The organism is uncultured Shewanella sp., assembly GCF_947501225.1.
In the GTDB taxonomy this organism is placed as follows: Bacteria; Pseudomonadota; Gammaproteobacteria; order Enterobacterales; family Shewanellaceae; genus Shewanella.
This window is the reverse complement of the sequence record NZ_CANMUW010000003.1, coordinates 380543-397752: the sequence shown is the minus strand read 5'-3', so window position 1 is coordinate 397752 and position 17210 is coordinate 380543. Positions and strand designations below refer to the sequence as shown.

14 protein-coding genes and 1 tRNA gene are annotated in these 17210 nt (G+C 47.9%); 7 read left to right on the top strand and 8 right to left on the bottom strand.

The features are described from left to right. Both Q1B47_RS07340 and orn read right to left on the bottom strand, forming a co-directional pair. Positions 1 to 76 (bottom strand) — tRNA-Gly (locus Q1B47_RS07340). Between the two features lie 195 nt (positions 77 to 271). Then, positions 272 to 817 carry an oligoribonuclease gene (gene orn, locus Q1B47_RS07335; protein ID WP_299790966.1) on the bottom strand — a complete coding sequence of 182 codons (546 nt, stop codon included), beginning with the start codon at positions 815 to 817 and terminating at the stop codon, positions 272 to 274. Positions 818 to 930: 113 nt separating this feature from the next. Between orn and rsgA the strand changes: the two genes are divergently transcribed. From rsgA to Q1B47_RS07310, 5 genes are all read left to right on the top strand, one after another. Next, positions 931 to 1989 (top strand): small ribosomal subunit biogenesis GTPase RsgA, encoded by a 1059-nt coding sequence (gene rsgA / locus Q1B47_RS07330; RefSeq protein ID WP_299790963.1) that lies wholly within the window; start codon positions 931 to 933, stop codon positions 1987 to 1989. 35 nt (positions 1990 to 2024) lie between these two features. Further along, positions 2025 to 2888 (top strand): archaetidylserine decarboxylase, encoded by an 864-nt coding sequence (asd, locus tag Q1B47_RS07325; protein ID WP_299790960.1) that lies wholly within the window; start codon positions 2025 to 2027, stop codon positions 2886 to 2888. Next, positions 2888 to 3772: a DMT family transporter gene (locus Q1B47_RS07320; RefSeq protein WP_299790957.1), complete on the top strand. Its 885-nt coding sequence runs from the start codon at positions 2888 to 2890 to the stop codon at positions 3770 to 3772. The genes asd and Q1B47_RS07320 overlap by 1 nt, the downstream gene beginning before the upstream one ends. A gap of 173 nt (positions 3773 to 3945) precedes the next feature. Continuing rightward, on the top strand, positions 3946 to 7146 hold the full coding sequence (locus Q1B47_RS07315; RefSeq protein WP_299790954.1) for a mechanosensitive ion channel domain-containing protein: 3201 nt from the start codon (positions 3946 to 3948) through the stop codon (positions 7144 to 7146). A gap of 270 nt (positions 7147 to 7416) precedes the next feature. Beyond that, positions 7417 to 8112 (top strand): glycerophosphodiester phosphodiesterase family protein, encoded by a 696-nt coding sequence (locus Q1B47_RS07310; protein ID WP_299790951.1) that lies wholly within the window; start codon positions 7417 to 7419, stop codon positions 8110 to 8112. 146 nt (positions 8113 to 8258) lie between these two features. Here the strand turns inward: Q1B47_RS07310 and Q1B47_RS07305 are convergent, their stop codons facing one another. After that, positions 8259 to 8591, bottom strand: a complete 333-nt coding sequence (locus Q1B47_RS07305; RefSeq protein WP_299790948.1) for a DUF3392 domain-containing protein — start codon at positions 8589 to 8591, stop codon at positions 8259 to 8261. A gap of 46 nt (positions 8592 to 8637) precedes the next feature. Here Q1B47_RS07305 and Q1B47_RS07300 point away from each other — a divergent pair, with 46 nt between their 5' ends. Both Q1B47_RS07300 and Q1B47_RS07295 read left to right on the top strand, forming a co-directional pair. Then, positions 8638 to 9564, top strand: coding sequence for a D-2-hydroxyacid dehydrogenase (locus Q1B47_RS07300; RefSeq protein ID WP_299790945.1), 927 nt, complete (start codon positions 8638 to 8640; stop codon positions 9562 to 9564). A gap of 269 nt (positions 9565 to 9833) precedes the next feature. Further along, positions 9834 to 10025, top strand: a complete 192-nt coding sequence (locus Q1B47_RS07295; protein WP_299790942.1) for a bacterioferritin-associated ferredoxin — start codon at positions 9834 to 9836, stop codon at positions 10023 to 10025. Between the two features lie 105 nt (positions 10026 to 10130). Here Q1B47_RS07295 and parC read toward each other — a convergent pair whose 3' ends face one another. From parC to cpdA, 5 genes are all read right to left on the bottom strand, one after another. Further along, positions 10131 to 12404: a DNA topoisomerase IV subunit A gene (gene parC, locus Q1B47_RS07290; RefSeq protein ID WP_299790939.1), complete on the bottom strand. Its 2274-nt coding sequence runs from the start codon at positions 12402 to 12404 to the stop codon at positions 10131 to 10133. Beyond that, positions 12401 to 13465 (bottom strand): PQQ-dependent sugar dehydrogenase, encoded by a 1065-nt coding sequence (locus Q1B47_RS07285; protein WP_299791002.1) that lies wholly within the window; start codon positions 13463 to 13465, stop codon positions 12401 to 12403. The genes parC and Q1B47_RS07285 overlap by 4 nt, the downstream gene beginning before the upstream one ends. Before the next feature lie 146 nt (positions 13466 to 13611). Continuing rightward, entirely contained in the window at positions 13612 to 15498 is a 1887-nt protein-coding gene (parE, locus tag Q1B47_RS07280; RefSeq protein ID WP_299790935.1) for a DNA topoisomerase IV subunit B, read from the bottom strand. Between the two features lie 48 nt (positions 15499 to 15546). Further along, positions 15547 to 16125 (bottom strand): YqiA/YcfP family alpha/beta fold hydrolase, encoded by a 579-nt coding sequence (locus Q1B47_RS07275; RefSeq protein ID WP_299790932.1) that lies wholly within the window; start codon positions 16123 to 16125, stop codon positions 15547 to 15549. 242 nt (positions 16126 to 16367) lie between these two features. Further along, positions 16368 to 17207, bottom strand: coding sequence for a 3',5'-cyclic-AMP phosphodiesterase (gene cpdA, locus Q1B47_RS07270; protein WP_299790929.1), 840 nt, complete (start codon positions 17205 to 17207; stop codon positions 16368 to 16370). Between the last annotated feature and the right edge of the window lie 3 nt (positions 17208 to 17210).

Below are 17210 nucleotides of genomic sequence, written 5' to 3'. Positions count from 1 at the left end.
TGGAGCGACATATCGGGTTCGAACCGATGACCTATACCTTGGCAAGGTATCGCTCTACCAACTGAGCTAATGTCGCAAATTGTTCTTTCGTACGACACCTGCTGTAATCATTACCTGAGGTATCGTTCTTTACCTCTGACAACTGAGCTGATGTCGCAAAACTTTACTCTTATATCACTCCCTTAAACCGGGAAGCCGTAAAGTTGAGGCCGCATTATATGAGAATTTCATCTCTCTGCAACCCCTTCTTGAAAATAAACTGGCTGATCGGTCAAATTTTAAATACTTTTTCCCGATAATACTGAAGTTCGGCAATAGATTCCTGAATATCTACCAATGCCTGATGGGTTCCCTGCTTTTTAAAGCCATTCATCAACTCAGGCTTCCAGCGACGAACCAGCTCTTTTATTGAGCTAACATCAATATTCCGGTAATGGAAGTAATCCTCCAACTCCGGCATATACCTATTCATAAAGCGCCTATCCTGGCCTATGCTGTTCCCACACATAGGTGAGTCGCCTTTGGTAGCGTGTTTAGAAAGAAACGCGATAGTCATTTCGACGGCCTGCGCTTCACTATATTTACTCGAACGAACCCTGTCGATTAAACCTGACTCACCATGGTGTTTCAGGTTCCAGTCATCCATCTTGGCTAGCTGCTCTTCCGATTGGTGAATGGCGATGACAGGCCCCTCTGCGAGAATATTTAACTCTTTATCTGTCACTATTGTTGCAATCTCAATGACTCTATCGACACTAGGATCCAGCCCTGTCATCTCTAAATCTACCCATATGAGATTGTTTGCATCTGCAGCCATAGATCTGCCTTATTGTTCCTGTTTGCCTAAATTCAGGCTTTTTTGTTTTAGACCGTGTATCATACTGCTTTTTTAAGCAACACAAAATCACCTTATTTTACGATGGCAAATCTGTGAGTAAAAAGAAACCCCTAAGTCAAGGCCAACGCCGCCGTATGCGGGCCAATCAAGAGAAAAGACTGCAACGGAAAGAATCGGGCAGTAATGCTCCTGAATTACAGGATAGTTCACTTGGGCCGGAACAGCTCGGAACCGTCATATCTCGTTTTGGTCAACATGCAGACATCGAAACAGAATCGGGCCAATTGGTTCGCTGTAATATCCGCAGAAATATTCAAAGCCTGGTCACCGGCGATAAAGTTGTTGCCAGGTTGGCGACAGATACTGAAACAGGAATAGCCGGAGTGGTTGAAGCCGTTCACCCGCGCCACTCATCGCTTTCTCGTCCCGATATCTATGATGGCATAAAGATCATTGCCGCCAATATCGATCAAATATTGATTGTCTCTTCAGTTGTGCCTACTTTCACGACTCAGATTATCGATCGTTATCTCGTCGCGGCCGAAGACACAGGAATTTCACCTGTCATCATCCTCAACAAGATAGATCTCCTTACCGACGAGGAGAGGCCAGAAGTTGAAGCGGCTCTCGAGCGCTATAAAGAGATAGGCTACCCTGTATATAGAGTCAGCAGTAAATCAGGGCTAGGCGTCGATGCGATAAAAGAGCTACTCAATGAGAAAGTCAGCGTTTTTGTCGGCCAATCGGGGGTAGGCAAATCTTCATTAATAAACGCCATGATGCCCAATGCCGAGCTACAGGTAGGTGATGTATCGGAAAACTCCGGTTTAGGCCAACATACAACCACAACCGCCAAGTTACTTCACTTCGCAAGTGGCGGCGACTTGGTTGATTCACCCGGTGTACGCGAATTTGCTTTATGGCATCTTCCTGCCGAACGTGTAGGATGGTGTTTTGTAGAGTTTCGGGACTACCTTGGAACCTGCAAATTCAGAGACTGTAAACATAAGAATGATCCTGGGTGTGCGATCACTGCGGCGTTTAATGATGGAAAAATCTCACAAGACAGATATAACAACTATCATCGAATAATCGCCAGCTTAGATGAACAGCGCCATGCTCGCCATTTCAGAGCCGGTTCTGACGAATAAGAGTGCAACTCATATCAATTTAAGGGAAGTAAAACGTGGACAAAATTAAAATTGCACTGCAATACATGATGCCAAAACATTTGATCTCTCGCCTCGTGGGCAAGTTCGCTGCGGCAGAACTAGGCAGTATCACAACGGCCGGCATTAAGTGGTTTATTAAGCAGTATAAAATCGATATGAGCGAAGCGGCTCAGAGTGAAGCCGAAGCCTACAAGACCTTTAACGACTTTTTTACACGTCCTCTTAAGCCGGGCATACGCCCTCTGTGTGATGACAAAGAGTATATAGTCCACCCGGTAGATGGTGCCGTAAGCCAATGTGGCCCAATCAAGGATGGACAGATCTTTCAGGCAAAGGGACATGAATATTCATCACTTGCACTATTGGGTAATCAAGTCGATGATGCAAAACGTTTCGAAGAGGGAGACTTTGCGACCATCTATTTGGCACCAAAAGATTATCACCGAATCCATATGCCAATTAAGGGTACGCTGTCTAAAATGACCTATGTTCCCGGAGATCTGTTTTCTGTTAATCCGCTGACGGCTGAAAATGTTCCCGGTCTATTTGCCAGAAATGAACGTGTCGTAGCCCTGTTCGAAACAGAGATAGGCCCGATGGCAATGGTGCTTGTCGGCGCGACAATCGTGGCAAGTATCGAAACGGTCTGGGCTGGAACTGTAACACCACCGACAGGTAAGAAGGTCTTTACCTGGGATTACCCTACCGAGGGACCGGATGCTCTGACTCTCGATAAGGGAGATGAGATGGGCCGATTCAAGCTAGGAAGCACTGTGGTCATGTTATTTGCTAAAGATGCACTGGATGAGTTCGCAGAAGCTGTCGAACCTGGTGCTGTCACTCGAATGGGACAGCCGTTTGCAAAAATAGAGGACTAATGAGCCAAACAACAAGTCTGAAACCCTCAGGTTTATTAGAACTCCACCTTGCAGTGCTGCTATTTGGCGGCACTGCACTCTTCTCAAAGCTCATTCCCCTGGATGCCTTAGATATTACCCTGTTACGCTGCTTCGTCGCGGCATTCGTACTCGCACTTATTGTCAAGGCGAGTAAGGATAAACTCCTGTTACATAATGGAAGCGATTACCTAATCGCCTTAGGGTTGGGCATCGTTGTCAGCCTGCACTGGGTGACCTACTTTGCCTCCATGCAACTGTCATCCATCGCAATAGGTATGATAGCTTTCTTCACTTACCCTGTTATGACGGTACTGGTTGAGCCGTTCATTACCGGCGATAAGATTCAAAGGGTCGATATCATCAGTGGTTTCACTGTGCTGATAGGAGTTATTTTACTGATCCCCGAAGCCAACTTAGGTAATGATGTTACGCTTGGAATCGCCCTTGGCATCTTGTCTGCGGCACTTTTCACCGCCAGAAACTTGCTTCATAAGAGGTATTTCTCCACTTACTCCGGTCCACAGGCTATGTTTTATCAAACCGCGGTGGCCGTTATCTTCCTCGCCCCTCTGCATAGCGTCGAGATAAGCACGATAGAGCAAAATGTATGGGCCTTGATCCTCCTGCTAGGCGTTGTATTCACCGCCGCCCCCCATGCGTTGTTTACGTCGGCATTAAGACATTTAAGCGCAAAAACCGTCGGCCTGGTCTCATGTCTGCAACCCTTTTATGGCGCAATGCTTGCCCTACTTCTGCTGGGAGAAAACCTCGAACTTAAAACTATAATAGGCGGTTTTTTAGTCGTCACGACAGCCATATTTGAGACTCAACAGAGCCGCAAAGCGTCACAAAAAAATGACTAATCCAGACTCTTCGAGAGTAAGATTCGGCTAACGCCACCGGGCCACCTATGGTCAATGTCAACATGGTCTGAAACATGCGTCTAAAATTGAAAAAAAAGAGTCTGAACAGCGATACTATTCTGAAAATAAATTGGTAATATACCCTTGTCTCTTTCCCCGGCCAGCATCAGACTATGCGACTATTTTTACTCATTTTATTATATGCCTTCATCCCGTCAGCCAATGCCAGTTCTCCCCTCGGGCTCGATCAACGACTGGGCATCAATCAAACCACGGTAAAAAACCTTTCTGTCGAAGAGAAACTGGCACATTTAACCCGGGCGACCGAAGAGCAGGCACTATTAGAACAGAACTATCTAGCATCAATAGATAACTATCCGGCTCATAAACTCAGTATCGAACATCAACTTCTTGATGCTCAAAAGCCTCTATCCCGCTCTGAAAATCAGGGGTTAACTCAGCAGGCATCTCTCGCCTACCTGAGGCTGTCAGAACTCAAGGAGACTGAGGCTAATCTCAACATCAAGATCAGAGACTTAATCAAACAGCATAACCAGCTGCCAAATAAGATAAGTTCTGCGAGGCAGACACTGTCGTTAAACCAGAAACATAAAGTTTTGGAACCAGCCAGCGGCGAGGAGCAGGTCGTTCTTGCGCAGCGCCAGCTCTATATCCAGACCCTGGCGACCCTGGAAGCTGAGTTGGCAAGCAGTCAGAAACGTATTGACCTCAACCAGAAGCAGATGTTGCTGGTAAGAAAGCAGTTAGCACAACAAGAGAACTTGATTGAAGAGCTCAATAGTGCCGTGGCGCTACAGCGGCAAAAGAGAACCGATGCGACGATAGCTCGAAGCCTGATTGAGACTTCGGCAGAGACAGATCCTCTCACCCGGGAGTTAAGCGCGATAAATCAAAGGTACGCCTCCGAATTAAAGAGTTTAACCGAACAGACAAACCTGGTGGTTAAGCAGCAGGAGGACGCTGAAAACCAATACCAGCAGCAGGCCAAGCAGCTGGCAAATATCCAACAACAGATTGGCTGGATTAAACTCAACTCGGCATTTGGGGAACGCTTTCTCCAGATACTGCAAACGCTACCCAATCCGCCAAACCCGGAGAAGGTCCAGAATAAGATTGCTAATGCCAGAATGGCGAGATATCAGCTCGAACAAGATCAAACTATCAATGGACAGCAGCTACTCACTCAAGAGACATTCACCGGCATACAGAATAAATTACTCGACTCTCAACATGCGCTGATCACCCAGTTATTGCAGAGCTATGATCTGTACCTGAGTGAATTGGGTGATCTCAGGGTCATCTTTGAACAGCTGAATCAACAGCACTCAACCCTGAAAAATACCCTCAATGAACACCTCTTTTGGGTCCCCAATGCGAACTCAATCGGACAACTCTGGTTCACCGAGTTTTACCAGAGTGTACAATGGCTGATCCATCAGGCTCCCACAATTGACCTTGCCAACTCCTTCAGTGAGCGCAGCGGGTTCTGGTCCTGGTGGCTGATACTTTTAGTCCTCTGCCTGGTCGCCCAGGATATTCTGACGCCTAAATTTAAATCCGCCATGGCACAGGATGTGACATTCGTAGGCAATGTGACCCAGGATAAATTTGTCTATACCTACAGGGCACTTATCAACTCACTTGCCTACAGCATTATTAAACCCCTTCCCGTCATCACCGCCGGTTTAATCATGTTCTACTCCAGTCAAAACCTGGTCTCAGCCATTGGTATGGGAGTACTGGCCATTGGTCTGCTTTATCTGCTCTACCGTTTTACTTACCTGCTGGCACTGGATCGAGGCCTGTTGATCAGCCACTTCAAAGGTGAAAAAGAGATCATCAGAGAGGGTCAGCTCAGGTTCAAGGCCTTCACTCTGATGGCTATCCCTTTCTTCGGTATCATGGGTTTTACCGAGTTTATCGATAACTCAGTACTGAGAAACAGCATAGGCAGAGGCGCATTTATAATCTTCTGTATCATGTTGTTTTGGTTTTATAAAGATATTCTGGCACTTTCTAAGAAAGAGCATCATTATCATCAGGATGGTAAGAATAAGAAGCTTATTCAACGTATCTTATGGGCCATACTGATATTAGTTCCCCCTGTTTGTGCGGTGCTGGCATTCAGAGGTTACTACTACACAGCCTTTCAGATGTTATTACAGTTACAGCTGTCTCTGCTGCTCTCATTAGGCTTCATGTTGCTCTATCAGTTGATAAAGCGCTGGATGTTGATTGAGAGGCGCAGAATCGCATTCGACCGGGCAAAGGCCCGAAGAGCCGAAATCCTCTCCCAGCGTGAACGAGGTGAAGATCCACAAAACACCAATGACACTCTCGATACCTACGAAGAACCTGTGGTTGACTTAGAGACCATATCCAGTCAGTCGCTGGGGTTAGTGCGCTCTCTGCTATTACTGGCCTTCCTCGCCAGTTTAATCGGCCTCTGGACCCAGACTCATACCGCTCTGTTCTCTCTGCTGGACGGTATAACCCTGTGGACCAGTAACTCTGTCATCAATGGCATAGAGCAGCAGCTGCCAATCACGTTAAAGTCCTTGCTGTTAGGCCTTATCATTGTCGGATTCTCGCTGATGATTGCCACAAATTTACCGGGCCTGCTGGAACTGATGATCTTACAAAGGCTCGACTTAACCCAGGGAACAGGTTTTGCTATCACCACCGTCAGTCGTTACCTGGTGGTTTTCTTCGGCCTGCTCAGCGGATTCTCTACACTGGGGATGGAGTGGTCTAAGCTACAGTGGCTCGTCGCCGCCCTGTCGGTTGGTTTAGGCTTCGGCCTGCAGGAGATCTTCGCAAACTTCATATCAGGCCTGATCATTCTGTTTGAAAAGCCGGTTCGGATCGGCGATACCGTTACCATCAGGGATCTCACCGGCACAGTCAGTAAGATCCAGATCAGGGCAACGACCATCATCGACTGGGACAGGAAGGAGATCATTGTACCTAACAAGGCATTTATCACCGAACAGCTGATTAACTGGTCACTATCGGATCCTATCACCCGTGTCATTGTATACGTCTCTGTCGCACGAGACTCAGATCCGGCACGCGTCGAAGCCGCACTGTACCAAGCGGTGAAGGAGTGTGATGACGCATTAGATACGCCCGAGCCTGAGGTCTGGTTTGCAGGTTTTGGCAAACACACTCAGGATTTCGAAGTCAGAGCATATGCCAAGGATATGAACTCACGCTGGCCGCTACGTCATAAGTTACATAAACGGATCAGCAAAAAGCTCAATGAAAACGATCTGGTATTAGCTTACCCTCAGTTGGAAGTACATATTAACAATAATCAGAGCAAAGACGCTCAAGGAGTTATCAGAACCTGATGACCTTTCATGGTTGTTTTTGCAACTAGGTGTTGGCACTTACTCCTTCTCTATGTAAGTTAGGCGGAGTTTGTGTATCGACAACCTAATAATTCTTGTAAAAAAATAGGGGCCAACAAACACTGCCCTACAGGCTCATCTTAATGGGCATATTGCTGTGTTACGAGCATTTCGCTTAACCCGTTAAGCGTCATAGCTCGAAGCCTTGCACTAAACCCATTGAAATTGAGCAAAATTCAAGCTCGAAAGATAAACAGGCCCTAGAACCTAATGATTATTTTTGCTCACCGGGGAGCAAGTGGCTACGCCCCTGAAAATACACTCGCAGCGATGAAAAAAGCCGTTCAGCTCGGTGCAAAAGCGGTTGAGCTCGATATTCACAGCGTTGAGGGAGAGCTCTATGTCTATCATGACAGAAGGCTGGATCATAAGAGTAATGGCAGCGGGCTCATTAGTGATGTCAGTCGTGAGTATCTCAAGAGCATCAAGGTTGAGGGTGAGCCAATCCCGACACTTTGGGAGGTAATGAGTTACTTAAGTCGATATAACTGTATCGTCAATATCGAGTTAAAGGGAATGACATGCCTCGCTCCCTTTATCGCCATGTACCCAAAACTCATCGAAGAGTTGGGTTTTAAGGAGAGCCACTTACTGATCTCATCCTTCCACCACGGTTTCTTGCAAGAATTTCGCCGCACATACCCGCAGGCATTCATCGCCCCGCTCCTGGAAGGGATCCCCCTCAGCCACACCGATATTGCGACCCGGCTTGATGCCTACTCAATCCACTTAAGCTTAAACTTTATTACCTCCGAGTTAGTCGAAGCGGCCCATTCGAAGGGGCTGAAAGTGTTTGTGTATACCGTCGATCACCCCGAAGATATTCGTCAGTTACAAAAAATGGGGGTCGATGGAATATTTTCCAACTACCCGGATAGGGCGGCACAAGTGCTGGCAGAAGCTTAGCTACCGATATTATTTAACCTAAAAACTGAAAAGCCCGGTATCTTTATCAAGGCATCAACTCTTGGCCAAACAGCTTTAAGGAAAAAATGTTAGCGCAATCAGCTCATTCCAATCTAAACTTGGGTTAAAGCGATCTCATTGAGGCGCTAAACCTGACGGTTAGCCTGAGCCCAGGCTCCGATAACAAAAAAGATAAGAGTGACTAAAAGCAGTAACCAGTGAGCGGGTAAACTAGCCATATTCCGGGCAAGAATCGGGCTGACAGATATAATCAACAAACCATAGCCGAATGCGTTAACCAACACAAAAACCAGTGTTCTTAATACAAATGAGCGAGAAATAAGTTTTCGTCTCAAGAAACGATTGATATCGGCACCGAACACTACCAGCGAGCATGCAACGATGGCGGTGGCTATCTCGTTAAGCCAGGGGTATAGCAAGGCTCCAACTTGATGAAATATTGAAATAATTTGTTCCATTGTACGGTCCATAAAAAAAGTCGGCTTTAGAATAAAGGGAGAATGTATGAGACACAAGTTACTATTGCTGACCCATGATAATGATCGCTACCGGGAACTACTGACCTCATGCCATCTTCCCGACCTCACTCTGCTCGACGATGATCCGCAAAACATCGTCGAGGCCGACATCTGGCTTGCCGAGCCCGCCCTCGCCGCGCCTATCCTGCCCCATGGCCGCAAACTGACCTGGATGCAATCAACTATGGCAGGCGTCGATGCCTTAGTTAAACCTCGTCAGAGAAAAGATTACCTACTGACCAATGTGAGGGGCATATTCGGACCACTAATGAGCGAGTATCTGTTTGGTTACTTGCTGGCTCATCAGCGGGAACATCAGAAGTATAAATCGCAACAGGCTGAAAAGATCTGGCGCCCAGGCAGCTTCAAGACACTTCAGGGACAACACTTGCTACTTCTGGGAACGGGGAATATCGCTAAGCATCTCGCCCAAACGGCTAAGCATTTTGGCATGCAGGTCACAGGCATCAATCGTGGCGCAAAACCGACTAAGGGCTTCGATACGGTCGATACCTTAGCACAGCTGCCTCAATACCTTGCCCAGGCCGATGCCATAGCAAGTATCTTACCCAGCACTGCAGAAACGAGAGGTGCGCTGAATGCACAGATGCTTTCTCTGATGAAACCTGAAGCCATTTTCTTTAACCTCGGCCGCGGCGATGTACTGGACCTGGACGCGCTCTACCAACAGTTAGTTAATCACCCGCAGCAAAATGCAATTCTGGATGTGTTTAATCAAGAGCCTCTCCCTCAGGAGCACCCCATCTGGACACTATCGAATGTTATTATCACTCCCCATATTGCCGCTCCCAGCTTTCCCGAGCAGGTCGTAGAGATCTTTTCTGTAAACTACCACAAACTACTTAAGGGTGAGCGTCTATCCCATGAGGTTAACTTTCAACGGGGTTATTGAGTTCTTTGGCCCACGGAGAGACGCGTAACACAGCGCCGGCACCTCAGCCGGACACTTAAGCCTCGGCCAGCTTTTCAATAAAATCCAGACAGCCGACACTCATGGGCTGATATTCCCGGCCCATCCCGCTTTTCTGCCGAAAACGAAGATCTGTCACACTTTTTAATAACGCTCATCAGGATTTTTAGCAGTAAACTATAACCACCAGCTATTAGCATTGAGAATTATTTTCATTTATAATCTTATCATCTTATTCGGGGGGCTCATTAATGTACGTTTGTCTTTGTCACGCAATTACTGATACACAGATCAAGGAAGCCGTCAGTCAGGGAGATATCTCTCTTGCTGATGTAAAGAAGCGCCTGGGTGTAGGCAGTCAATGTGGAAAATGTACCAAGATGGCAGGCCAGATCATTCAAAGGCAACTGGATATTGAACCTAACTACTATGAAGTTGCCTAAAGCACTCGAAGCAAAGTGCTCTCAAAGCAAACTCCCAATAAAAAAGCTGCCAATGGCAGCTTTTTTAGTTCTGTAATACCAATCGGTATAAGGCCGTTAAAGACCTTACTCTGTGGTTCCTGAAGAGCCGTCACCAATCTCGACACTATCGACACGCTGTAAGCCACGAGGTAACTTAGCCCCGCGACGGCCTCGCTCGCCCCGGTAATGTTCAAGATCGCTTGGTTTTAAGGTTAACTTTCGCTTACCAGCCCAGAGGGTGACCGGGGTATCTTCAGGGACAACATGCAGATGTGCTAACAACTCCTCCCGGCTCTTGGCTCGCTCACTCGGGATACCGATAATCTTGTTCCCCTTACCCTTGGAAAGCTGAGGCAGAGCTTCAAGAGAGAATAACAACATACGGCCTTCATTCGTGATAGCCAGTATCGATTCAACCCTGGACTTATCGACCTCCCGGGGCGCTATCACCTTAGCGTTAGCAGGCAGAGTCAACAGAGCCTTACCCGCCTTGTTACGGGATACCATATCCTTGTAGGAACCGACAAAGCCATAACCTGCATCAGACGCAAGTAGGTAATATTTATCATCATCACCCAACAGCACATGTTCCATCGCCTCTCCCGGCGACAGGTTAAAGCGCGTCGTGATCGGTTCTCCCTGGCTTCTCGCCGATGGCAGGGTGTGAGTCTCTGTCGCAAAGGCGCGTCCCGTTGAACCTATGAATACACTGGGTTGATTGCTGCGACCCGCAGCCGAGCAAAGGAAGCTATCGCCGGACTTATAATTCAATGCCTTAGCATCGATATCATGCCCCTTAGCACAGCGCACCCAACCTTTTTCCGACAACACGACAGTAACCGCCTCGACCGGTGCCAACTGCTGCTCGGTCAATGCCTTAGACTCACCACGCTCTACCAGAGGCGAACGTCTGTCATCGCCATAGGTTTCCCCATCTTGCTTAAGCTCTTTCTTGATCAGGGTCTTCATGCGTCTGTCTGAACTCAACAGCAACTGAAGCTTGTCCCGCTCGGCTTCCAGTTCACTCTGCTCACCCTTAATCTTGAACTCTTCGAGTTTAGCCAGATGGCGTAACTTAAGATCGAGGATGGCGTCAGCCTGAATGTCACTCAGGTTAAACCTGGACATCAATTCGGCTTTAGGATTGTCTTCATGACGGATGATCTCAATGACCTCATCGACATTGAGGAAAGCCGTCATCAAGGCCTCAAGTATATGTAGTCTGGCTAAAATCTTATCGAGCCTGAACTTAACGCGACGGGTAACCGTCTGGAAACGGTACTCTAACCATTCGGTCAGGATCTGCTTCAAGCCCTTCACTTGCGGACGCCCGTTGAGACCCAGGATGTTGAGGTTCACACGGAATGATTTCTCTAAATCTGTGGTGGCAAACAGATGTGCCATCAGCTGCTCGCAATCGACCCGGTTGGATCTGGGTACCACTATGATTCGAACCGGACTCTCATGATCGGATTCATCTCTGAGATCGGCAACCATCGGAAGCTTTTTAGCCTGCATCTGAGACGCTATCTGCTCCAGAATCTTGCCGCCACTGGCCTGATGGGGCAGTGCGGTTATCACCACCTCACCGTTCTCTATCTTATAGACGGCTCGTGCCTTTATCGAACCGCGTCCCGTGCTATAGATCTTACTGATATCACGGCTGGGAGTGATGATCTCGGCTTCAGTTGGGTAATCCGGGCCGGGAACAAGCTCCATTAAACGCGCCAAATCGGCCTTCGGGTTATCGAGCAGCTCAACACAAGCTGCAACTAACTCGCGTGCATTATGAGGGGGGACGTCGGTCGCCATGCCTACGGCAATGCCGGTAATGCCATTGAGGAGAATATGGGGCAGACGGGATGGCAGCACCATTGGCTCCTTCATCGTACCATCGAAATTCACTCCCCAATCGACAGTCCCCTGCCCTAATTCACTCAGCAGAACATCAGAAAACTTTGATAAACGTGCTTCGGTGTAACGCATCGCGGCGAAAGATTTAGGGTCATCCGGTGCCCCCCAGTTACCCTGCCCGTCAACAAGTGGATACCTGTAGGAAAATGGCTGTGCCATCAACACCATGGCTTCATAACAAGCACTATCGCCATGTGGATGATACTTACCCAGCACATCACCTACGGTACGTGCAGATTTTTTATGCTTCGACAGAGCCGTTAAACCCAGCTCGCTCATCGCATAGATAATACGACGTTGTACAGGCTTCAAACCATCACCGATATGAGGCAAGGCACGGTCCATAATGACGTACATGGAGTAGTTCAGGTAGGCATCTTCCGTGAAGCGCCGCAAGGGCATCTGTTCTACGCCATCAAGACTTAAATCTATCGCATCACTCATTGTTCAGTATCCAATTTTTGAGCAGGTTCAATCTCTTCTTTAATAATATCTTTATAAAACAGACGGTAGATATTGCCTTTAAGATCATCGGAGATATACATGGCACCATCGGGCGCCGTTAATAAAGCGTAAGGTCTTGCTACGGGAAACTCCCCGTCAAGAAAGCTGACAAGGGTACTACGCTTCACCACTTGTTGATCTTCGACCTCCAGCATCACTATCTGATAACCAATTTTACTGGAGCGATTCCAGGATCCGTTTTCGGCAACAAACATCTGGTTATGGTATTTAGCAGGAAATTGTTGACCACGATAGAAGTGAAGCCCCATGGGAGCGACATGTGCCGGAAGTTCATAGTTCGGCTGGGTGATCTTTAAATTCTTAGGCTTTTCATAGGCCGGCTCTATCACAGACTTTGCATGAACATAGGGAAAGCCATAATGCAACCCACTGCGATCGACGCGATTGATCTCATCGGGCGGTAGCCTGTCCCCCATCCAGTCACGCCCCAGATCGGCAAACCAGAGCTTGTTATCGACAGGTGACCAGTCAAAACCGGTCACATTACGAATACCCGTGGCTATCTGCTCACTGCTTCCTGAATCGATATCTATAGCAATAATGCTACCGAAGGGGGCTACTGCCTCGCAAACATTGCAGGGAGCACCTATTGCCACATATAAACGACCATCGGGACCAAAATGCAGTGCTCTTCGACTCTTACTCGTTTTGCCCGGCAATCGGTCATAGACCTCTTTACCCCGTCCGGGACGTCTCAATCTATTTTCAATATCGACAAAACGGATAATTCTGTCATCGACAGCGGCGTAAAGATCGCCCCTATGGAAGGCTATCGCCTCAGGGTTTTCCAAGCCTTTGGCAATGACATAACGCTTATCCACCCTTCCGTCGGCATTACTGTCTACCAAAGCCTGTATGGTTCCCTTCTTACGTGAACCGACAAACAATGTCCCTTTATCACCCAAAGCTAACTGTTTAGCATCCCCCATATCGGAAGCATACAGGGTTAACCCGAACCCTTTAGTTACGGTGATCATCATAGGTTGCGAACCGGCTTGCACTCCCTGACAGAACAGGGTGAGCGCACTGAGCCAGAACAACCAGAGCCCTCTATGAATTTTCGACTGATTAAACAACATTATTATTATTTTCGCCTAATTATCTGATTACCGGCGTGACATGGAAGCTATAGATCAGCTAAGTCACCCTTAGTCTCTAACCAAGTCTTGCGATCGCCCGAACGCTTCTTGGCAAGTAACATATCCATCAACAAGGTTGTCGCTTCAGCATCATCAACCGTTAGTTGAACCAGCCTGCGAGTATTGGGATCCATAGTCGTCTCCCTCAGCTGCAGCGGGTTCATCTCACCCAAACCTTTAAATCGGGTAACCTGAATTTTACCTTTCTTCTTCTCGGCCGCGATTCTATCCAGTATCCCCTCTTTTTCCGCCTCGTCCAGGGCGTAAAAAACCTCTTTCCCCACATCTACACGAAACAGAGGAGGCATGGCCACATAGATATGTCCCTGTTCCACCAGCACTTTATAATGCTTCATAAACAGTGCGCAGAGTAAGGTCGCAATGTGCAGACCATCGGAGTCCGCGTCGGCTAATATACATATTTTGCCGTATCTCAACTCAGAGATATCATCACTATCCGGATCACATCCAATCGCGACAGAGATATCGTGTACCTCCTGAGACGCCAGAACCTGTGTCGCATCCACCTCCCAGGTATTAAGGATTTTTCCCCTCAGGGGCATGATGGCCTGAAACTCACGATCCCTGGCCTGTTTAGCACTACCACCCGCCGAGTCACCCTCCACCAAGAACAGCTCCCCTCGCATAGGGTCCTGACCACTACAGTCGGTTAACTTTCCAGGGAGGGCCGGGCCGGAGGTCACCTTCTTACGCGCAACCTTCTTTGCAGACTTCAAACGCTTCTGAGCATTATTGATGCACATCTCTGCGAGCGCTTCGGCCTGATCTGTATGGGTATTGAGCCAGAGGCTAAACGCGTCCCTGACGATGCCCGACACAAATGCCGCACTTTGACGGCTAGAAAGCTTCTCCTTCGTCTGACCGGCAAATTGAGGGTCCTGCATCTTGACCGACAGGATAAAACTACTGCGATCCCAGATATCTTCCGGGGTCAGCTTTATCCCTCTGGGGATAAGGTTACGAAACTCACAAAACTCGCGCATGGAATCCAGCAGTCCCTGCCTGAAGCCATTTACGTGGGTACCGCCGAGTGGCGTAGGGATCAGGTTCACGTAACTCTCGTTAAGATACTCTCCCCCATCAGGCAACCAGGTTATCGCCCAATCCACAGCCTCAAGATTACCCTTCAAATTACCCACAAACGGTTCCTGGGGCAGCCTAACCGCATCTTTAACCGATGAGATAAGGTAATCGGTTAATCCACTCTCGTAGAACCACTCCTCTATATCGCCGGTTTGTTTGTTAACGAACTTAATCTTAAGCCCGGGACATAACACCGCTTTGGCCCGTAACAGATACACAAGTTTAGGGATAGAGAAGTTGGCAGAATCGAAATAGCTTGGCGTCGGCCAGAAGTGTACACGGGTTCCGGAATTTCTTCGGCCACAGGTGCCGGTCTCGGTAAGGTCTTCAACCTTTTCACCGTGCTCGAACGCCATCTCATAGACGGTGCCATTTCGGCGAACCGTGATTTCGACACGACTGGACAGGGCGTTGACGACTGATATCCCGACACCATGCAGACCACCGGAAAACTGGTAGTTATCATTGGAAAACTTACCACCGGCATGTAGCTTGGTTAAGATCAACTCGACGCCGGGGATCCCCTCTTCAGGGTGAATATCCACAGGCATTCCCCGGCCATCATCGATAACTTCGAGAGAATTGTCTTTATGCAGGATGACATCTATCTTAGTCGCATGTCCCGCTAACGCTTCATCGACACTGTTATCGATAACCTCTTGTCCCAAGTGGTTAGGACGTGTGGTATCGGTATACATACCAGGACGACGTTTTACTGGATCGAGTCCGTTTAAGACTTCAATGGCATCTGAGGTGTATTGGTTTGTCATGGCACACACAATATATTGTTATTCAGGCCATGTTGAGGCCCTACATGGCTATTTGTCAAGAAACAGAAATTGGCAGATTGAATGTAACTGCTTTTCATAGCCTATAAAACTATGATCACCACCGGCTTCAACTAACAGCTTACAACAGTGGTATTTCTGAACGGCTTGTCGATAATCTAGAACTTCATCACCCGACTGCAATAATACAAAGAAACGATCCGGGTTAAAAATTACTTGGGTATTAAACTCTGCTACGTCACATTTATGCTCAGGTATAACCTGATAATGTTCATCGGTATAAGGGTTATGTTGAGGGCCGATAAACTCATCGAACAACTCGAATGGCGTCACGGCCGGATTAATCACCGCTGCACGACCACCATATTTCTCCGTCAGGTAACTCGCAAAATACCCACCGAGAGAGGAACCGATAAAGGTCAACTCCTCACCATCACTCAATGCGGACTCAACCAGCCCACTCAGCAGAGCCATCGCTTCTTTCGGACTGGAGGGGAGTTGGGGTTGCAAGAACCGGAGCTGCGGATAATGCTCAGCGATAAACCGCGCAGTAACTATCCCTTTTTCTGATAAAGGAGAACTATTGAACCCGTGAATATAGAGCAGCATATTTCCTCATTCTTTGATTATTCCTGTTATCGAATAACCACCAGGGGTCAAATAGGAGAGTAATCGAAAAATTTACAATAGATAATCGATAGAATGCTAACACTTGCCGGAGTTTCTACCAAGTATCGGAGTCTAATAAGTGCGCAACGGGCTCTGAATTTCTAACATTTTAGAAACATCGGCAGATAGGATAGGGGATCTACTGATGCCTCCGGTGAAATACTGTAATCACCGGGCTCGGATTAGTAACCGCTAGCCTCTCTATCCGGTGAGAAGTTATCACCGGGCACCCGGTACACATTAGTCAAAATAGTGCCATCAGCTTTGAGCTCCAGTAAGCGATAACCGGGTTGCAAAGCATCCAAGGCAAAATAGGAAGATTTTGGCTTAAATTGGATACAGGTCGATGGTGTTGCCATCAGGTGCATTGTGCCATGCTTCCCACTGTGTTCCTGATCCAGCTTCTGGTGGACGTGTCCCCACAACAAGCCTTTGACCTGCGGTATCTCGGCAACCTGCTCAATGAAGTCAGTTCCGTTGTCCATACAGTGCTGATCGAGCCAGGCACAATTAACCAGAATCGGGTTGTGGTGCATCACAAGTAAGGTGTGACGTTCGGGTTGATCGGCCACGGCACTCTTGATGATATCCATTTCACTATCAGCCATATGTCCGCCAGGCTTTCCGCGAACGGTAGAGTCCAGCATGATAATCTGCCAGTTCCCGGCCAGGATTCGTCTCTGACCATAGATATTGGGTCCCTGCATATTAAGATGCATGATCCGGGGATCATCATGATTGCCGGGAAGGTAATGGCATGGCAGCTCGAGAGGGGCAATGGCCCGAACGAAGTTATGATAGGACTCGCCGGAGTAGTCTTGACTGATATCACCGGTAGCCAACATGAAATGAGCAGGGTAATGCACCGCATTAATCGTATTGAGTACCGCTTCCAGACTCTGAGCCGTATTCACTCCCAGTAGCTGAGCACCGGGATCGGCGAACAGGTGTGGATCCGTAACCTGTACGACTCTGACACTTGCTTCTTCATCGATGGAGTAAGAGATAGCCTCTTTTAGCACAAT

What these genes read in the sequence shown, in the direction of transcription:
- orn (WP_299790966.1), bottom strand. Translation starts at nt 817, where the DNA reads ATGGCTGCAGATGCAAACAATCTCATATGGGTAGATTTAGAGATGACA.
- Q1B47_RS07320 (WP_299790957.1), top strand. Translation starts at nt 2,888, where the DNA reads ATGAGCCAAACAACAAGTCTGAAACCCTCAGGTTTATTAGAACTCCAC.
- Q1B47_RS07315 (WP_299790954.1), top strand. Translation starts at nt 3,946, where the DNA reads ATGCGACTATTTTTACTCATTTTATTATATGCCTTCATCCCGTCAGCC.
- Q1B47_RS07310 (WP_299790951.1), top strand. Translation starts at nt 7,417, where the DNA reads ATGATTATTTTTGCTCACCGGGGAGCAAGTGGCTACGCCCCTGAAAAT.
- Q1B47_RS07305 (WP_299790948.1), bottom strand. Translation starts at nt 8,591, where the DNA reads ATGGAACAAATTATTTCAATATTTCATCAAGTTGGAGCCTTGCTATAC.
- Q1B47_RS07300 (WP_299790945.1), top strand. Translation starts at nt 8,638, where the DNA reads ATGAGACACAAGTTACTATTGCTGACCCATGATAATGATCGCTACCGG.
- Q1B47_RS07295 (WP_299790942.1), top strand. Translation starts at nt 9,834, where the DNA reads ATGTACGTTTGTCTTTGTCACGCAATTACTGATACACAGATCAAGGAA.
- parC (WP_299790939.1), bottom strand. Translation starts at nt 12,404, where the DNA reads ATGAGTGATGCGATAGATTTAAGTCTTGATGGCGTAGAACAGATGCCC.
- Q1B47_RS07285 (WP_299791002.1), bottom strand. Translation starts at nt 13,465, where the DNA reads ATGATGATCACCGTAACTAAAGGGTTCGGGTTAACCCTGTATGCTTCC.
- parE (WP_299790935.1), bottom strand. Translation starts at nt 15,498, where the DNA reads ATGACAAACCAATACACCTCAGATGCCATTGAAGTCTTAAACGGACTC.
- Q1B47_RS07275 (WP_299790932.1), bottom strand. Translation starts at nt 16,125, where the DNA reads ATGCTGCTCTATATTCACGGGTTCAATAGTTCTCCTTTATCAGAAAAA.